We start from the raw sequence: 18044 nt of genomic DNA on the forward strand, positions 1-18044 counted from the left end.
AATAACAAATGAGTACGCCGAAATAACAAATGAGTACGCCGAAATAACAAATGAGTACGCCGAAATAACAAATGAGTACGCCGAAATAACAAATGCGTTCGCCAAAATAACAAATGAGTACGCCGAAATAACAAATGAGTACGCCGAAATAACAAATGCGTAGGCGTAGCCAGCATTTCGACAAAGCTTAGTGACCACCCTAACGTAATTAGTAATTGGGCATTGCTTATTTCTCCTTGTCACCCACTCCCAATACTGTTCGGTTAAGGCAAGAGACGCGATGAATCGCCGTCTCTACAATGTCGCGTCTTTTGTCTTGACGGCGATTTATCGTATCTTTGTGATCTAAAATTTTCATCAAAAAACCTTAACCGAACTGTATTGCCCCCACTCCCTACTCCCTATTCCCTATTTCCTTTGATTTTTATTTGCTCTAGACTCGACCTTAAGGCAGCTTTGTCAGATCATGAAGAATGATTAAGAAAAACGAGTATAGACAAATATGATAAAAATGCTAGCTGAAAACTTGATGGGAATTGAGACAAGCTTACAAATTAATTGGGTTTGGCTAAATGCCAGCTTACAGTTTGCTAGTTGGGCACTCTTCTCACTTTTACTCGCTGAGATATTCAGAGACAGTTACCATGCTTTGTGTCACCAAGTCAATTGGCTTGCTAAATGGCACAACAAGCACCACATGGCTTATCGCCGCGATTTATCGATAGTTTCCCTGAAAGTTTACCAAGAATCCCAGCTCTATCACGACATTTTAGAGTCGAGTCTACTGCTGGTGGTATTGGTAGTCATTGCCTTAATTGTCCAGCAAATGGGGTTATGGCTAGGTGTAGCTTATGGTTGCACCTTTTTGTATGGCGCGTCTGTGCGATATTTTCAGGGAAAAATTGATACAGATTACAACCACCTACCCGGCCCTTTAGAGACAATTCCATCCATTTGGTGGGTGAATCGGTCTTACCATTGGCGGCATCATTTTGATGATGTCAACGCTTACTACAGTGGTGTCTTTCCTCTAGTGGATAAAATTCTTGGTACAGGACTATCTCTCAAAGGTAAAACCATTGCTTTAACCGGAGCATCAGGAGCGTTGGGGCAAGCGTTGGCGGCTGAACTTGTAAAGAATAATGCTAAAGTCGTGGCATTAACCACTAATCCAGAAAAATTAGTAGAGCAAGTTGGGGTGAAGGTGGTTTCCTGGCAGTTGGGCAACGAAGCCAATCTCAGGGATAGTTTAGAGAAAGTAGATATTTTAATTATCAATCACGGAGTGAATGTCTACGCCAGCCGCACACCGGAGGCTATCAACTCCTCTTATGAAGTGAATACCTTTTCAGCATTGCGGTTGATAGATATATTTTCGACAACTGTAACAGGCCCACAAGCAAAAGCAACCAAGGAAATCTGGGTGAACACTTCTGAGGCTGAGGTTTCTCCAGCACTGAGTCCGCTTTATGAACTCAGCAAAAGAGCGTTAGGAGATATTGTTACCCTCAAGCGTTTGGATGGGGATTGTGTAATTCGCAAGTTAATTCTTGGCCCATTTAAGAGTCAACTGAATCCTTATGGAGTGATGTCTGCACAGCAAGTTGCTCGTGCGATTTTATTTTTGGCACGCCGTGACTTCCGAAATATTATTGTGGCAATAAATCCTCTTACTTATCTGCTGTTTCCCTTAAAGGAAACTAGTACGTCACTATACTATCGACTCTTCAGCCAGACAGTGAAAAGTGAACAGGACTTACGCAAACAATAGTCAAAAAAAATGATTTTCTTCTTAGGGGCAATTCATGAATTGTCCCTGAGCGCGTGTAGTTTTGCGAAGTTTGATTTGCGATGCCTGTGGCTGGCTAGTTCTTCGTAGATATAACTCAGAAATTGCTCGATAAGATCGATCTGAAACTGGACTATGGCAGAAGATGATGCGACGGTTTCCGGTTGAGGAGTGAAAGTGAGAGCCTTAGCCTTCCTAATCTCAAACAAATACACCCATTATCCCTGAGCGTTGAAGGTGTTGGGTGTAGTACTGTTGTTTACTCAAGCGTATTTAGGGACTGGCTCATGACCGCATTTATTAAGCTATCTAGCAAGCGATCGCGCGATAAAAATATGAGTTCTTTTCCATACAACATTTCTTGTAATATCACGTAGGATACCAGCGAACCAAAAAAAATATGAGCCATTGCTTCTGGGTCGGTGATTCCTAATTCTGGATGAGCTGCAAAATACTGACTCAGCATTTGCCGACCGCGTAGCACAACAGTTTGAGTATAAAGTTTGGCTAGTTCAGGAAAGTTTTGTGACTCGGTGATAATCAAACGCAACAATGCCAAATAATCGGGATTATCAGCGACTTTAGTTAAATAAATTTCAGCAATTTGACGCAAAAAAATCGCTGGTTCAACATGTAATTTTTCTGTGCAAAAAATACTTTGAAAACAAGCGAGGGTCAATCGTTCTATCAACGCTTTAAACAGCCCTTCTTTATCTTGAAAGTGACTGTATATTGTTTGCTTAGATACTCCAGCCGCCGCGCTAACACGATCCATACTTGTTCTCGCGTAACCCTCCTTCAAAAATACCTGTATAGCTCCTTGCAAGATTTGCTCCTGCTTTGGAGCGATCGCAGGTAAAGGATTTTCTAGTTGGAAAGTAGGGTTTATGGGCATGAAAAGTAAACTTTTTGACTTACTATCTTGTATTATCATACTAGACAGTCTAGTATATTGACACAGAATTCAGAATTTTCAATTTACAAAATATTTTTCACAATCCAGGGTGCTACCATGACTCAGACTATCCCAACATCCCCGGAAAATCTCAAAGATGCAGTATCAAAGCAGCAAAGCCGCAAGAAACCGATCCTTTTAGCGATCGGGGTGCTGCTGGTGGTGGGTGGTATTGGCTACGCGGTGTGGCGCTCTCAACCGCAAGTATCAGCAAATGTAGTGCAAGTTAGTGGACGGATTGAGGGTTATGAAACCGAGATTGGGATCAAGCGTTCTGGAAGAATTGAGACAATTGCCGTGCGGGAAGGGGCAGCAGTTAAAAAGGGACAAGAGTTAATTAAGTTAGATGACACAGACGATCAATTGCTGCAACAACAACTACTTGGTACACAAGCAAGAGTGACATCTGCTAGGTATGATGAACAGCAGGCAATTTCAGATGTAGAGCGAGTCACCAGAGAAATTCAAGAAATTAACAGCCAAATTAACGAAGCCAAACTGAATTTGCGGCAGTCTCAAGGAGATACTCAAGGAAGAATTGAGCAGGCACAAGCAAATGTCGCAGCAGCTAAAGCCACATTAGTGCAAGCACAAGCGCAAGTTAAACAAGCAGCCGCAGAAGTTAATTTAGCAAAAATCAACCGCGATCGCTATGCCCAATTGGTAAAAGAAGGGGCAATCAATCAACAACAATTCGATCAAGCCCAAACTACTCTAGATACAGCAATAGCAACCCTAGAAGCACGACAGGCAGCAGTTAATGCCGAACGCCAGCAATTAAAGGCTACATCAGGAGCGCTAACTCAAGTTAAAACTACAGGTTTTAATCCTGACATTCGCAATGCTCAGTTAACAGCATTAGTCAGAAAGCAGCAGCAAAGTGATGCTCAACTTAAATCTGCACAGGCGAAAGTCAACTCTGCCCGTGCCAAAGTAAAAGATGCTCAAGCATCAAATCAACAAATCCTCACCCAGATTGCAGACTCCAAAAAAGATTTAAATGTAGTTAGTCCCTTAAATGGAATAGTGACAGCCCGTAGTGTCGAACCAGGTGGAATAGTTAGCAGTCAGACTAATATTTTGACAATTGTTGACCCCAAAACAGTCTATTTTAGAGGTTTTATTCCCGAAGGTGATATTGGCAGAGTGCGTCTAGGACAAACAACAAAAATCTTCATTGATTCTGCACCGGGGAAACCATTAGAAGGTAAAGTAATCGCCATCGATCCGCAAGCTTCATTTACACCAGAAAATATTTACTTTCAAAAAGATCGAGTCAGACAAGTAATAGGGATTCGGATCAAAGTTCAAAACCCTGATAGCTGCTTTAACCCCGAAAAACCTTATAGTGAATCAGATTTACCCTGCGCCAAAATGGGGATGCCAGCAGATGCCGAAATTAATTTGAAGGCAGGGGGCAGGGGGCAGGAGGTCACTGAGCGACTTGCCCTGAGCGTAGTCGAAGGGAGTCAAAGTGAGGCAGGAGGTAGAAGGGAATGAAACAGCAAATTACTACTTTCTCTCCAAACTTACCCCGATCATCTAGTCTGCCAACCACAGCAATTGAAATTCGCGGTTTGCACAAACACTATGGAAACTTAGCTGCTGTGCGGGGAATTGATTTGAGTGTCCACAAAGGTGAAATGTTTGGATTAATTGGCCCTGATGGTGCGGGGAAAACTAGTACATTTCACATTTTGGGTGGTGTAATGGAAGCAACGGCGGGGGAGGTGCAAATATTTAATCAACCTGCACGAGATGCCCGATTAATCACAGGTTATCTCACTCAACAGTTTTCGCTGTATTTGGATTTGAGTATTGATGAAAACTTGCGTTATGCAGCAGGATTACGGCAAGTAGCAAATGATTTATTAAGGGAACGCCGCAATAAATATTTAAAATTAATGAATTTAGAGCGATTTGGCGATCGCTTAGTGGGACAACTTTCTGGTGGGATGAAACAAAAACTGGCGCTGTGTTGTGCTTTGGTTTCGCAACCAGAAGTATTGTTACTAGATGAACCTACCACGGGTGTTGATCCAGTTTCCCGGCGGGAGTTTTGGGATGTGCTAGGAGAATTATCAGCCGAGGGGATGACAATTGTAGTTGCTACACCATACTTAGACGAAGCTGAACGCTGTCACCGCGTGGCTTTGATGTACAGTGGGCAAATTCATGAAGTTGGCACACCCGCAGACTTACGGGCTAACTTAGGCTTGCATCGCTTAGAAGTGCGAACAGCCAACCTGGAAGCGACAGAAGAAATACTCTCCCAGGCTACTCAAACAAATATAGTAGATGTGCAAACTTTTGGCGATCGCTTGGATGTCCTCGTTAAAGATATAAATTCCGGCGAAACCCAAGTCCAGAAACTACTGCAACAACATAAGTTACCTTCTCCCAGTATCGAACATGGCGAACCCACATTAGAAAACGTCTTTGTCACGCGCCTGCGACAACAAGGTTCTGCACCGCAATTTTTCCCGTTTCCTCGTTTTCGCAAAAGAGGAATGGGAAACACAACGGAAGTAGCTATATATGCTCACAATCTCAGCCGTGTTTTTGGCAAGTTCCAAGCCGTTAAAGATGTCAATGTCGAAGTCCGCTATGGCGAAATTTTCGGGTTGTTAGGTGCTAATGGTGCTGGAAAAACCACCACCATTAAGATACTGTGTGGATTACTAGAAGCAAGTGGCGGTGAAATTTCCTTGGGTGGTGAAACAGGAAATCTGCGTAGTGCAGACTTACGGCGACGCATTGGTTATATGAGTCAAAAATTCACCCTTTACGACGATTTAACTATTCTGCAAAATCTCGAATTTTATAGCGGAGTTTACGGCGTACCTCGCAAACTTCGACGGGAAAAAATTGATTGGGTAATTGCTACCTGTGGCTTAGAAGGGCAAGCAAATATGATTACTGGGCAGCTACCAGGTGGTTGGAAACAGCGAGTTGCTTTCGGTGCTTGCGTGATGCACGAACCAGATATTTTATTTTTAGACGAACCAACATCAGGAGTAGATCCGTTGGCGCGTCGCCAATTTTGGAAGCTGATTAATGACTTCGCCCGCAACGGTACAGCCATTTTAGTGACAACCCACTATCTAGAAGAAGCTGAACAGTGCAATCGCATGAGTTTTATGGTTGCAGGAGAAACCGTCGCCGAAGGTTCACCTAGTTCTGTCAAAGCCTCGCAACCGGGACAACTAATAGAAATTATTGTCAATCAAAACCAAGTAGCTTCTAAAATCCTAAAACAACACTTTGAGTCTTGGCGCATCTCGATTTTCGCTGATAGTTTACACGTTGTTCTCGATCATCCTGAACAGGAAATAAATCAACTAACTCAACTTTTAGCAGCTAATCAAATTACCATCAATTCTTTACGTCCCATTCCTTTTTCTTTAGAAGATGCCTTTATTGGTATAGTACAGCGATCGCAATAGAAAAAGAGTATCTGTATAGAGAATTCTACCCCAAAAAACTCCGCGTTACTCTGCGCTAACCTCCGCGCTCCTACCCTGCGGGAAGGCGTTCGCGTAGCGTCTCGTAGAGAAGCGCCTATGCATTTAAAAACACTACGATTTTAGGCAAAGCCGTACTTAATATAGATGAAAAGAATTTTGGCTCAATGTGTCAAAGAAATAGCTCAATTTCGCCGCGATCGCCTGACATTGGCACTAGCATTTTTATTGCCATTCATTACCTTAGTAATTTTTGGCTTTGCGATTAGATTAGAGAGTAAAGATATTCCTTTAATTGTGCAAGACTTTAACCACACAAACTTAAGTAACAGCTATATTGAAAGACTATATGCCACCAATCAATTTATACCTAAACAATGGTCTGGTGGCAATCCCATTCGCGATGCTATAGATAAGGGAATTGCTAAAGCCGCAGTAATTATTCCGCCGGAATTTAGCCGTGATATTCAAGCAGGTAGAAATACAAATGTACAAATATTAATCGATGCCACTGATGTTAATAATGCCCGTGTAATTAGAAATAGTATTCAAAGAGTGACAAACTTTTTTATGCAAGAGCATGGACTGCTACCTGCTACTAGTAGTATTACAGCACGAATGCGTTTATGGTTTAATCCTGGGAGATTAGAATCGCTGTATATTGTACCAGGAACTTACGGAGTTGTACTGTGGATTTTTCCTTCATTGCTCTCTGCGATCGCAATGGTACGGGAAAAAGAAAAAGGGACAATTTTACAAGTCTACACTTCTAGTATTAGTGCCACTGAACTGTTACTTGGTAAAGGATTAGCATACCTATTAATTGCCATCGCCGAGGCATTATTAGTCATGGTATTAGGCTCAATTATTTTCCAAGTTGGCATAGTTGGCAACCCCATAACATTAGTAGTTGGCACTTTACTATTTCTGACAGATAGTGTTTTTTTTGGATTACTTTTAGGAGTCCGCAGTAGTAACCAAAATGCTGCTGTACAAGGCGTTTCTCTCGTAGGCTTTATCACATCCTTATTACTATCAGGTTTTATTTATCCCCTCAATAATATTCCTTTCCCCTTGTCATTACTACCTAACATAATTCCGGCGCGTTATTACATCGATATCACTCGTGATGCCTTCGTGCGTGGTACAGGATTTGGCGGAGTTTGGTTTGATTTACTCATGCTTGCAGCTTTGGGATTAGTATTTTTCAACGTATCACGCCGAGTTTTAAGCCGAATGCAATTACCAAATTAATCTCTCTATATTTTCTGTAGTTTGATAAAAAGTAACTTTATGAAACTTATTCAGCGATTATTTGATAGTCCATTTTGGGCGTTAATGCGGAAAGAAATTAATCAAATTCTCCGCAATAAGCAATTAATTGTTCTCTTAGTTGTCCCACCAACAGTCCAATTATTGTTGTATGGCTTCATCCTCAATCCCGACGTTCATAACTTACGATTAGGTGTCATTGACTATGCCAACGTCAGCGCTAGTCGGGAGTTAGTTTCAGCTATGACATCAAATCGAATTTTCACCTTAGAATCTGTACCAAGCAGTGAAAAAGCATTAAGTCGTCAGGTAGAAGAAGGAAAGCTAGATGTTGGGGTAATAATTCCTCCCGATTTTCCGCGTCAACTGGCACGAAAATCAGCAGAAATTCAAGTATTTATTGATGCAGTAAATGCTAATACAGCCGGAATTGCCGGAAATTATATGAATCAAATTATCCAGCAATATAATCTGCAATTAGCCCAAGGTAAAGTAAATCCCCCAGTTTCACCTGAAGTTGTATTTCTTTACAATCCCGGACTGACAAGTAGTTGGTTTTTTGTCCCAGGAGTTATGGGTTTAGTTTTAACATTAATTGGCACATTAGTATCAGCAATTACTGTTGTTCGGGAAAAAGATACCGGAACTTTAGAACAATTATTAATGACTCCGGCTGCTAACTGGCAAATATTACTATCAAAAATCGTCCCTTTAGCATTTTTATTAATGGGAGATGTTTTATTAGCTATCACTTTAGCAACAGTAATATTTCATGTACCATTTCGAGGCAATTTCCTATTATTTTTCGCGCTATCAAGTATGTATGTATTTGTCGGGATTAGCTTGGGTATTTTGTTAGCTACTGTGAGTAGTTCGCAACAACAGGTAGTTTTGACAGCTTTCTTTATTAATTTACCAATGGTACAAACTTCTGGAGCGATCGCACCCATTGAAGCCATGCCACCTTTGTTTCAAATCTTATCCCTACTCAATCCCCTGCGCCATTACATTGCGATCGTTCGAGGTATTTTGCTCAAAGGTGTTGGCTTAGATGTACTGTGGATGAATGTTTTAGCTTTAGTCGCTTTTGCTGTTGTGTTATTAACTATTAGTATTAGTAAGTTTCGCAGTCAATTAAGCTAAAAGACATGTCCTTAGATTGGAACTTTGTGAGGTACAGATAATCGTAGGGGCACAACATGTTCATTGGTGTCAACTTAAGGTTAAAGCCAGTCTAGAAAAAGCTTTTAGCAGATTATCTCGTTCCCAGTCTCCGACTGGGAATGCCCCTCATTGAGGCTCCGCCTCCCGAACTCGCGGCAAAGCCACCAGGAGTAGCATTTTCAGCCTCTAGCTGAAAACGAGATTTTAAAAGGGTTTTGGCTTAAGTTTACACCAATGCAACATATTCTGCCCCTACCCATGTACTCAGGCTGGAGAGTTTCACCGTCTCCAAGATACTACACGATGATGCAAAGCACCCGCCAAAGGCGATGTCTACGATGGTCACTGAGCTTGTCGTTCGCGCAGCGTCTCGTAGAGAAGTGCAGGCTATGCCTACGCAAAACTACATAATTCGGTAAAATTAGGTAAAGTAATTTTTTCGCTTGTTAAACAAAGGCATCATCAAACCCATGCAACTGAAACTCAGTGCATCTCGACTTCCCTTCGCCCCCCTCTTGTTAATCGCCCCCTTTTTCCTATGGGGGACGGCAATGGTAGCCATGAAAGGAGTGATACCCCATACCACACCGCTATTCATGGCAGGTGTGCGTCTGATACCAGCAGGGATGTTAATTCTGATTGCAGCAGCATTCATGGGTAAACCTCAGCCGAAGGGTTGGGCTGCATGGCTGTGGATTGCCTTATTTGCCCTAATAGATGGGACGCTGTTTCAAGGCTTTTTGGCAGAGGGATTAGTCAGAACTAGTGCAGGGTTAGGGTCTGTGATGATTGACTCGCAACCCTTGGCTGTTGCTTTGCTGTCGTTGTGGCTATTCCAAGAACACATCGGTTTTTGGGGATGGCTGGGGCTAGGCTTGGGAGTCACGGGCATTAGTTTAATTGGCTTACCTGATGAGTGGATTTTACATTTTTTCGACTCAGGCGCAAATATGACAATCGCTAACTGGCAAGATTTGTTTGCTAGTGGCGAGTGGTTAATGCTGTTAGCAGCACTATCAATGGCAGTAGGAACAGTGTTGATTCGGTTTGTGTGCCGACATGCTGACCCTGTAAGCGCTACAGGATGGCACATGATTTTGGGCGGCTTGCCACTATGGGGAATTTCATCAGTTGTTGAATCCCAGCAGTGGGAGAATCTGGGAGGATCTGATTTCATGGCCTTGGGTTATGCTACCGTATTTGGCAGTGCGATCGCTTATGGGTTATTCTTCTACTTTGCCTCTAGTGGCAGTCTTACGAGTCTTAGTTCTCTCACCTTCCTGACACCCGTCTTTGCGCTACTATTCGGCAATCTTTTCCTCTCAGAAGTCCTCAGTCCGTTGCAGTGGGTAGGAGTATTTCTCACTTTAATCAGCATCTATCTCATTAACCAACGTGATACTTTAGCAGGACAAAACGACACAGTTACTGTCGGCGAGATAGCAAATATACAGCAACCAGTTTTAGAAGCATCTGCTAAAAAATTGAACCCCATAAGCCTAGCAATTAGAGAATCTGATCCAGAAATATTACCCTAACTTGTTAAAATAATTCTTAATTGGTAATTAAGTAGGCGATGAGGAGAAATCAATTCAAAATTCACGCATTCAAAATTCACGCATTCAAAATTAAAGAACTTCTGCCTCCTACCTCCTGCCTCCTACCTCCTTTTTCCAAATACCCCATTCCCATTCGCAATTCCCAATTAAAAATGACAGTTAACATTTGGTCGTCTAGAAGCTATTGTGGTATCGAAGATTTGAAAAGCACTTTCAGGCTGAAACTTGCAATATGAGGCTATGCCGTTCCTCAATTCTGATATTTACCTGTTTTTCCTGCGTGGGTTTTTACCCAAATCGCTTAAGCGCAGCCACACCTAACCTAGCACCTGAAATTTTAGAACTTGCACAAGCTAGTTCGACAGTTACTGCTAGTCCGACTGTTTTGAGATATGGTAGTCGAAAATCAGATGTGCAGAGACTACAAACCCAATTAAAGCAGTTGGGATACTACAGGGGCGTGGTAGATGGAGAGTATAATACCAGTACGGATATCGCTGTAGTTAAATTCCAGAAAGTAAACGGTTTAAAATTAGATGGAATTGCTGGCCCGGCGACTCAGGAGAAACTGCAAGCAGCAATGGAGGCTAAAAAGCAGTTTGTTACCTCTCCAATAGTTACCTCTATTGCTCCAACTTTTACAAATCCCAAACCATCTGAGAGAGGTTTTGTCTGGTGGTTACTATTTGCCATTGGAGTTCTAGGATGTACTGGCGCACTTTTTTATCTGCTGAGGTCATTTCAGAAGGTAAAGCAAGTGCAAAAGTCCGAAATATCAGAGCCTAAAAGTTTGAGTGAAGCTAACAAAGAACCGATTACACCACCTTTACTGGAGACTGTCACTATTTTACAAACACCTCCACCACCAGTTTCCACACAATTACTGCTACCAGAAAAAACTTCCCGTCTTGCTAAACTCAACATCGTTGACGAATTAATTCAAGATTTACGCAGTTCTGACCCAACGAAGCGGCGCAAGGCTATTTGGGATTTGGGTCAGCAAGGAGATTCGCGGGCAATTCAGCATCTGGTTGACCTGATAATTGATGCTGATTCTCAAGAAAGTAGCTTAATTTTGGCAGCTTTGTCAGAAATTGGCATCCGCACACTCAAACCAATGAACCGTGCTTTAGCAATTTCAATCCAAGATGAAAGTCCACAAGTGCGGCAAAATGCGATCCGTGACCTGACGCGTGTTTATGACATGATGGGTCAAATGAGTCAGATGTTGCACCATGCCCTAGAAGACCCAGATGCCGATGTGCAAGCAACAGCACGATATGCTTTAACTCAGATGAATCGAATACGTGGCTTGCCGGAACAACAGAATCTACAGGAAGATTCTGATAATGATTCACAACAATAGAGCAGAAGTGACGTCGCAACTCTTAGAGACGCTGCACGTAGCAAGATCCCCAAAGGGGTACGCTCCGAATTCAAAATTCTTGCATTATTGATCCCCATAAATAAATTTAGTTGCTCTGTATCCTTTTCGTTTTCGGTCATTTGATTTTAGATATTAGATTTTTCCTTCAATCCAAAATCTAATATCTAAAATTGGCAGTCTACCAAGCTGAATCTGCTGTCAGCTTAAAAATATTTCAACTGGATTTGGATATTGGTATCTGGTCCTGCTACTAAAAATGCTGCTTCGCTAAATTTGGGCGCTCTTGTGCGAATTTCTGGGTTGCTGGAAAATCCAAAACCTTCGCTTGGTATACCAAAAATATTGCTATTGAGAGTGCGGTCATTATTTTGGTCGTGAAAGACAGCAACGGCGTAACTACCTGCTTTCAAGTTATCAAAGGTAATTGGTAAAGGATTTTCAGTAATCTTGGTACACTGCTTTTGTAAGACGCGATCGCGATCGCTAGGAAATCCTTTACTGCTAGCAAATATACTGGCACAGACTTGCCCTTCTTTATTCTTCAAGCCATCAATTTCCACGGTGAGTTTGCCGTTAAAATTTGCCTTGGCACTAAATGACCATGCCAAATTTCCCATAACTGCCAATAGCAGCATACTAACTCTTAAGCCTTTAAGCATAAAATTTTCACAAGGTAAAATGCGATCGGTAAATTATTGAAGGAGGCAGGGGGCAGCGTTTCGACTACGCTCAACAACCAGGCAGAAGGTTTTATTCACAAGGGATTCAGACCTGGGATAACCACCAAATTTTTAATTTAGTGAGGGTCTTAAACCCTTGCTTTAGCCACTTGTTTAAAAACCAAAAACTCAAATAATCTTAGTAGGAGTTTAATAAACTATTGGCACATCTGTAAATATTTTTTATAGTTCTTCGTAAGAAATTTATGATGTATTTTCTGATCATTCTCTGTATCAGTTATTTATTTTTCTGGAAACACAGTTTTTCTAATATAAAAAACTCTGATTAAAGAAAAATATAAATACTCCTTCACAGAAATTATGAAACTAGTTCCTGATTTCACTTTGGTAAATTTATGCCTAAACGGATAAATTTGACTGATTGTCTATTTACTCAAACCAAAAAACTGTATCATAAAACACATTTTTTGGTTTTGTGATGAAATATAACTCATGATGCAACAAAAAAGCAACCATATCCTTTATAGCTACGTATTTTCCGATATCATAATTGGACAATTTTGGATGTTGTTAACTTTTTATACAAAGAGTTAATTCTTTGTGACTTAAAGGTATATCAATTCATCGCTGCACTCAAAATTTTGTATTAAAAGCAACGCAGATTTCCCACACTTATCCTGAGATAGTAGTTTGATCGAGCTATTTATACAAAATACAGCGTTTTGCAACTACATGACTCACATAGAATTGTTACAACAAGGCTAACAAACCTAATTTCCCTAAAGAAACCGGGTTTAGAGTACCTGTAATATGGGAGACTTGGCAATATTCCCTATAAATCAGATTTAAGATGAGTAACACAATTTCGGATATTGCAGTCAAGACGATCAACGGTGAGGATAAGCAATTAAACGACTACACCGGGAAGGTACTCTTAATTGTAAATGTAGCTTCCTTCTGCGGTTATACTTCTCAATACGAGGAGTTAGAAAAGTTGAACCAAAAGTATGGAGAAGCAGGTTTACGTATTTTGGGATTCCCTTGTAACGATTTTGGAGCGCAGGAACCAGGAAGCAATGAAGAAATTGTGCAATTGTGCACGAGTAAATATGGTGTTACCTTTGAACTATTCGATAAAGTTCATGCCAAAGGCTCACAGCAGCATCCACTTTATGAGCGACTTACTAAAGCCGTTGAGCCAACAGGAACTGTTGCTTGGAACTTTGAAAAATTTTTAGTTAATAAGCAAGGTGAAGTAGTAGCTCGATTTAATAGTAGTGTCCAGCCAAATTCACCAGAGATAATTGCCACAATTGAGAAAGAATTAGCGAAATAGTCATTAGGTAAAAATCTCTGTACTATTAAATTATTGACTGTTAGCTCTGGACTGTTAAAATTATTTACTTCCAGACAATTAATTGAGAATCTTCTCTCAATGAGTAGTTTAATTTATTTGTATCTAATTTGTCATGAACCTTGCAATCATTGGTTGTGGTTATGTTGGTTATAAAGTTGCTCAATATTGGCAGCAAGATATGAATTTTGTTGTCAGTGTAACCACAACTTCGCCTGAGCGTATCCCTGCCCTACAATCAGTATCTCAAAGAGTTATAGTTACCTGTGGTAATGATATAGATAGTCTAAAATCAGTTTTGCACAATCAAGATGTTGTACTTTTGAGTGTTGGGGCAAAAAGTGGAGAAGTTTATGAAAAAACTTATCTACAAACTGCCCAAACTTTAGTTTCGTGTTTACAACAGATTAAGAGTGTAAAACAAATAATATACACAGGTAGTTATGCAGTATATGGTGACAGGAATGGTGTATGGGTAGATGAAGAAACACCGCTTGCACCTGCTAATTTAAATGCACAAATTCTCCGCAAAACAGAAGATGTGTTACTATCAGCATCTAGCGAAAATCTCCGTGTTTGTATTTTCCGCTTAGGAGGGATTTATGGAACTGGTAGAGAACTGTTGAAAATATTTGGTAGATATTCTGGTACAACCCGTCCGGGCAATGGTGAAGATACCACAAATTGGATTCATCTAGATGATATTGTTGGTGCAATAGAATTTGCCCGTCACCGTCGTTTGCAAGGAATTTACAATCTGGTAGATGATGCACATCTCACCAGCCGAAACTTGCTAGATAACTTATTTGAAAAACATAATTTACCCAAAGTAGAATGGGATACATCTATCAAGAGTACTCGCCCATATAATGCTTGGGTATCGAATGAAAAGCTCAAAGAAGCTGGATACGAGTTGATTCATCCACAAATGATTTTTTAGCAAGTATTAAAAACTAGGAATTATGCAACCATCTGCTGTAGCTAACACAACCAATTTGACAGCATCTCCTAGCCAGTTTTACAGTTGGCAAAATTATCGTTGTGCCTACGAAGTTCATCAACCAATTAATACAACATTTGAGAGCATTTCCTTACTATTAATTCATCCGATTGGCGTGGGATTGTCGCGGCGATTTTGGCAGCGATTTTGTCGCGAGTGGTATAATACAGGTCAGCGTAATTCAATTTACAACCCTGATTTACTAGGATGTGGTGAAAGTGATATGCCCCGTATAGCTTACACTCCTAGTGATTGGGCAGAACAGTTGCAGTGCTTTTTACAAACAGTAGTCCAAAAACCTGTTATTGTTGTAGTGCAAGGCGCTTTATTGCCAGTTGCCATCCAATTAGTCCAAAAGGAATCAAATTTAATTGCTGGACTGGTACTTTCTGGGCCACCAACGTGGGCTTTGATGACAAATAAACCACCAGAATGGCAGGAAAAATTCCTTTGGAATGTGTTAGATTCGCCTTTTGGCAGTGCTTTTTATCGCTATGCACGCACCCCAAAATTTTTACGTTCTTTCTCGATTCGTCAACTTTTTGCTTCTGAAAATGCTGTGGATGCAGAGTGGTTGAATACATTGCTTGCAGGTGCAGAAAATCCTGCTAGCCGCCATGCAGTGTTTTCTTTTTTAGCAGGGTTTTGGCGAGATGATTATACTAGTTTTATTGACTCGATTCAGCAACCAACATTAGCAGTTATGGGAGAAACTGCATCGAGTATTAGCCAAGACAATAAAAAAGAAACGCCAGATGAACGCTTGGCTCACTATCTTGCTTGTTTGCCTAAAAGTCGAGGTATAAAAATAAATGGGCGTAATGTTTTACCCTATGAATCAACTGCTGAGTTTGTAGCAGCGATCGCTCCATTCATTAATGAAGTTTTTTAGCTGATTGATAGTTACATTGTACCAGTTCTCCCATGATAAGTTATGACTGGAATTGATTATTAAAGGCAAGCAAAACTATGTTACCCAATCATCAAGGACAAAAAGTACCCAATGTCACTTTTCATACTCGCAATAACAACGAGTGGGTGGATGTGACAACCGATAAGCTATTTGCTAATAAAACAGTAGTTGTCTTCTCTTTACCGGGTGCTTATACTCCGACTTGTTCATCTACCCATCTCCCTGGCTACAACGAATTAGCTCCAGTTTTCAAAGCAAATGGTGTTGATGACATTATCTGTATTTCTGTTAATGATGCCTTTGTGATGAATGAATGGGCAAAGGATCAAGAGGCAGAAAATATCACATTACTTCCTGATGGGAATGGCGAATTTACTGAAGGTATGGGTCTGTTGGTAGATAAATCAGACTTGGGGTTTGGGAAGCGATCGTGGCGCTATTCTATGCTGGTGAAAGATGGTGTAATTAACCAGATGTTTATTGAACCAGAGGAGCCAGGAGATCCCTTTAAGGTGTCGGATGCTGAGACAATGCTCAGATACATCAACCCCCAAGCAGTTAAGCCCGAAGTAGTTTCCCTGTTTGCGAAAGTGGGTTGTCCTTTCTGTGCGCGTGCTAAGGCAATGCTCAAGGAACATGGCATCAACTACGAAGAAATTACCTTAGGCAAGGATATCACCACACGGTCGTTAAAAGCAGTTGCAGGTGCGACAACAGTTCCCCAAGTGTTTATCGATGGTAAATTAATTGGTGGTTCTGAGGCATTAGAAGCCTATTTCGCTGCTAAATAGGGTTGAGTAGGGTTGCAATACTGCGTAGGTTTTGCCTAAAAAATAGAAATATGTAGGTTGGGGAGCTACTGCGCCCTTACGGTTTCCCGATTTGTTCGCTTTTAGCGTTCCCGTAAGGTAGCAAGTGGCGTTTGAGAAACGAAACCCAAGATTTTGCGGGGTTTGTTGGGTAACGCTTAAGCTCAACCCAACCTACGAATATTCTTAACCGAGCGGTATTGAGTTGGGGTACACTTCAGGTGAAAGTCATGATATTTTTGACCGCAGCCTGATTTGTGAAAATTGAAAACCACAGATTCCCGACTTCGTAAAAGTTGTCGGGGATTTTGTTTTTCGTCAACAGTTAACAAATCTTCAGATGGGTAGATGTATTTTTGTGCAGCTATTCACTAGCGATCAGATAAAATTGATTCGGATTAAATTTACATTTATTTAAAAGACAATATGTTTGCCAGAATTCGCCGAATTTTGAGTCAATTTTTTAGTAAATCAAGGACAATTAACAACGAGCCACTGAATAAAGTCAGTTTAATTGTCATTATTATAATTGATATTTTTATCTTGATTAATGTTTTTACTGGACTCGATGATATTAGCAGATGGCATATCAGTCCAACTCAGGCTTATCCATGTTATTCAGAGTGGCAAAATTACCAGACAAAAACTACTAAAGATAAAGATTATGAAATTGTTAGACTTTCATTGTCATCTTACACGAACAATCAATTTAGTTTTCGGGTAAACTATCAACAAGCCGAAGCAGGACATCTGGGTAAGGTTTCTCAAACGTGCTTGCAATATGCCGATTACAAAGATAAGATTAACAATCCTGAAAAGCAGCAAATTATCAAGACTATCGAGCAAAAACAAGCGAAAATTAGTAGGCTTGAACAAGCCAATAGCACTATTAAATCTCAATATGACTCAACGCTATTAGAAAAAATTGCCGGACAGAACCGCGAACAATCAATTAATCAAGTCAGTGCAGAAAAAGCTAAACAGGCATTAGAAGAAAATAATCGTCAAATTTCTACTCTTAAACAAGAAACTTCTATTCTTAAAAATGAACTACTTTCCAAACCAGAAAGCATTAGTTTTATAAATTTTCTTAAAGATGACAATCGATTTCAAGAAGTCGAGAAAGGCTATCAGCAGGCATCATTTTGGAATCCAAGTATCCAGCTTGGTTTTCAGTCTCTCTTTCTTTTACCACTGATTCTCATTGCCTTATCAGTTCATAAACTTGCGCAAAGAAGAGGATATGGACTCGTTTCGCTAATTAGCTGGCATTTGCTAGTTATCTTTTTTATCCCATTAATCGTTAAAATATTTGAATTTCTGCAAGTAGGTGCAATATTTAGATTTTTATTTGATATAGTCAGCGCCATTTTTGGCGGTTTACTTTTCCTGATAAATTATGTTTATATCTTGCTGATTCCAGTTATTGGTTTTGGAATCATCCAGTTTTTTCAAAAATTTGTCTTTAACGCTAAAGTCCAAGCAGCTAGCAGAGTTCAAAAATCACGATGTGTCAATTGTGCCAAGCAAATTCGACATCTTGATACTTACTGTCCACACTGCGGTTATTATCAGTACATTGAATGCCACAACTGTCATAATCTTACTTATAAGCATTTGTCGTACTGTAAACATTGTGGAACTTCTCAAGTTTCCAGTAATTTGTAATCAGTGAAGTCGTCGATCGCCTTTTTAATT

At 40.5% G+C, this 18044-nt stretch carries 15 protein-coding genes; 12 read left to right on the forward strand and 3 right to left on the reverse strand.

The features are described 5' to 3' along the window. Nucleotides 1-226: 226 nt before the first annotated feature. Nucleotides 227-358: a hypothetical protein gene (locus tag V7K60_RS32525; protein WP_334932006.1), complete on the reverse strand. Its 132-nt coding sequence runs from the start codon at nt 356-358 to the stop codon at nt 227-229. Nucleotides 359-502: 144 nt separating this feature from the next. On the opposite strand from V7K60_RS32525, the gene V7K60_RS32530 reads away from it, so the two are divergent. Further along, on the forward strand, nt 503-1771 hold the full coding sequence (locus V7K60_RS32530; RefSeq protein WP_334932008.1) for a bifunctional sterol desaturase/short chain dehydrogenase: 1269 nt from the start codon (nt 503-505) through the stop codon (nt 1769-1771). 277 nt (nt 1772-2048) lie between these two features. Here the strand turns inward: V7K60_RS32530 and V7K60_RS32535 are convergent, their stop codons facing one another. Beyond that, on the reverse strand, nt 2049-2684 hold the full coding sequence (locus V7K60_RS32535; protein ID WP_334932010.1) for a TetR/AcrR family transcriptional regulator: 636 nt from the start codon (nt 2682-2684) through the stop codon (nt 2049-2051). A 117-nt stretch (nt 2685-2801) separates the two neighbouring features. On the opposite strand from V7K60_RS32535, the gene V7K60_RS32540 reads away from it, so the two are divergent. The 6 genes from V7K60_RS32540 to V7K60_RS32565 all read left to right on the forward strand — a co-directional run bounded on the left by V7K60_RS32540 (nt 2802) and on the right by V7K60_RS32565 (nt 11569). Beyond that, complete coding sequence (locus V7K60_RS32540; RefSeq protein WP_334932012.1) at nt 2802-4244, forward strand: HlyD family secretion protein; 1443 nt, start codon at nt 2802-2804, stop codon at nt 4242-4244. Continuing rightward, nucleotides 4241-6190 (forward strand): ATP-binding cassette domain-containing protein, encoded by a 1950-nt coding sequence (locus tag V7K60_RS32545; protein WP_334932014.1) that lies wholly within the window; start codon nt 4241-4243, stop codon nt 6188-6190. The genes V7K60_RS32540 and V7K60_RS32545 overlap by 4 nt, the downstream gene beginning before the upstream one ends. Before the next feature lie 165 nt (nt 6191-6355). Next, nucleotides 6356-7462, forward strand: coding sequence for an ABC transporter permease (locus V7K60_RS32550; RefSeq protein WP_334932016.1), 1107 nt, complete (start codon nt 6356-6358; stop codon nt 7460-7462). Between the two features lie 39 nt (nt 7463-7501). After that, nucleotides 7502-8623, forward strand: a complete 1122-nt coding sequence (locus V7K60_RS32555; protein WP_334932018.1) for an ABC transporter permease — start codon at nt 7502-7504, stop codon at nt 8621-8623. A gap of 491 nt (nt 8624-9114) precedes the next feature. Further along, the gene (locus V7K60_RS32560) at nt 9115-10182 is read left to right on the forward strand and encodes a DMT family transporter (protein ID WP_334932020.1); all 1068 of its coding nucleotides are present in this window, start codon (nt 9115-9117) and stop codon (nt 10180-10182) included. 253 nt (nt 10183-10435) lie between these two features. Further along, on the forward strand, nt 10436-11569 hold the full coding sequence (locus tag V7K60_RS32565) for a peptidoglycan-binding protein (protein WP_334932022.1): 1134 nt from the start codon (nt 10436-10438) through the stop codon (nt 11567-11569). Nucleotides 11570-11793: 224 nt separating this feature from the next. Here V7K60_RS32565 and V7K60_RS32570 read toward each other — a convergent pair whose 3' ends face one another. Then, nucleotides 11794-12249, reverse strand: coding sequence for a DUF2141 domain-containing protein (locus V7K60_RS32570; RefSeq protein WP_334932024.1), 456 nt, complete (start codon nt 12247-12249; stop codon nt 11794-11796). 871 nt (nt 12250-13120) lie between these two features. Here V7K60_RS32570 and V7K60_RS32575 point away from each other — a divergent pair. From V7K60_RS32575 to V7K60_RS32595, 5 genes are all read left to right on the forward strand, one after another. Then, complete coding sequence (locus tag V7K60_RS32575; RefSeq protein WP_334932026.1) at nt 13121-13606, forward strand: glutathione peroxidase; 486 nt, start codon at nt 13121-13123, stop codon at nt 13604-13606. 133 nt (nt 13607-13739) lie between these two features. Next, on the forward strand, nt 13740-14564 hold the full coding sequence (locus tag V7K60_RS32580; protein ID WP_334932028.1) for an SDR family oxidoreductase: 825 nt from the start codon (nt 13740-13742) through the stop codon (nt 14562-14564). A 22-nt stretch (nt 14565-14586) separates the two neighbouring features. Then, complete coding sequence (locus V7K60_RS32585; RefSeq protein ID WP_334932030.1) at nt 14587-15516, forward strand: alpha/beta fold hydrolase; 930 nt, start codon at nt 14587-14589, stop codon at nt 15514-15516. A gap of 77 nt (nt 15517-15593) precedes the next feature. Beyond that, nucleotides 15594-16328, forward strand: coding sequence for a glutathione peroxidase (locus V7K60_RS32590; protein ID WP_334932031.1), 735 nt, complete (start codon nt 15594-15596; stop codon nt 16326-16328). Between the two features lie 444 nt (nt 16329-16772). Next, complete coding sequence (locus V7K60_RS32595) at nt 16773-18014, forward strand: hypothetical protein (RefSeq protein WP_334932032.1); 1242 nt, start codon at nt 16773-16775, stop codon at nt 18012-18014. Nucleotides 18015-18044 lie beyond the last annotated feature (30 nt).

It is taken from the genome of Nostoc sp., from assembly GCF_036917555.1.
Taxonomy (GTDB): domain Bacteria; phylum Cyanobacteriota; class Cyanobacteriia; order Cyanobacteriales; family Nostocaceae; genus Nostoc.

Coding starts and splice junctions, on each gene's coding strand:
- V7K60_RS32525 (WP_334932006.1), bottom strand. CDS start 358: ATGAAAATTTTAGATCACAAAGATACGATAAATCGCCGTCAAGACAAA.
- V7K60_RS32530 (WP_334932008.1), top strand. CDS start 503: ATGATAAAAATGCTAGCTGAAAACTTGATGGGAATTGAGACAAGCTTA.
- V7K60_RS32535 (WP_334932010.1), bottom strand. CDS start 2,684: ATGCCCATAAACCCTACTTTCCAACTAGAAAATCCTTTACCTGCGATC.
- V7K60_RS32540 (WP_334932012.1), top strand. CDS start 2,802: ATGACTCAGACTATCCCAACATCCCCGGAAAATCTCAAAGATGCAGTA.
- V7K60_RS32545 (WP_334932014.1), top strand. CDS start 4,241: ATGAAACAGCAAATTACTACTTTCTCTCCAAACTTACCCCGATCATCT.
- V7K60_RS32550 (WP_334932016.1), top strand. CDS start 6,356: ATGAAAAGAATTTTGGCTCAATGTGTCAAAGAAATAGCTCAATTTCGC.
- V7K60_RS32555 (WP_334932018.1), top strand. CDS start 7,502: ATGAAACTTATTCAGCGATTATTTGATAGTCCATTTTGGGCGTTAATG.
- V7K60_RS32560 (WP_334932020.1), top strand. CDS start 9,115: ATGCAACTGAAACTCAGTGCATCTCGACTTCCCTTCGCCCCCCTCTTG.
- V7K60_RS32565 (WP_334932022.1), top strand. CDS start 10,436: ATGAGGCTATGCCGTTCCTCAATTCTGATATTTACCTGTTTTTCCTGC.
- V7K60_RS32570 (WP_334932024.1), bottom strand. CDS start 12,249: ATGCTTAAAGGCTTAAGAGTTAGTATGCTGCTATTGGCAGTTATGGGA.
- V7K60_RS32575 (WP_334932026.1), top strand. CDS start 13,121: ATGAGTAACACAATTTCGGATATTGCAGTCAAGACGATCAACGGTGAG.
- V7K60_RS32580 (WP_334932028.1), top strand. CDS start 13,740: ATGAACCTTGCAATCATTGGTTGTGGTTATGTTGGTTATAAAGTTGCT.
- V7K60_RS32585 (WP_334932030.1), top strand. CDS start 14,587: ATGCAACCATCTGCTGTAGCTAACACAACCAATTTGACAGCATCTCCT.
- V7K60_RS32590 (WP_334932031.1), top strand. CDS start 15,594: ATGTTACCCAATCATCAAGGACAAAAAGTACCCAATGTCACTTTTCAT.
- V7K60_RS32595 (WP_334932032.1), top strand. CDS start 16,773: ATGTTTGCCAGAATTCGCCGAATTTTGAGTCAATTTTTTAGTAAATCA.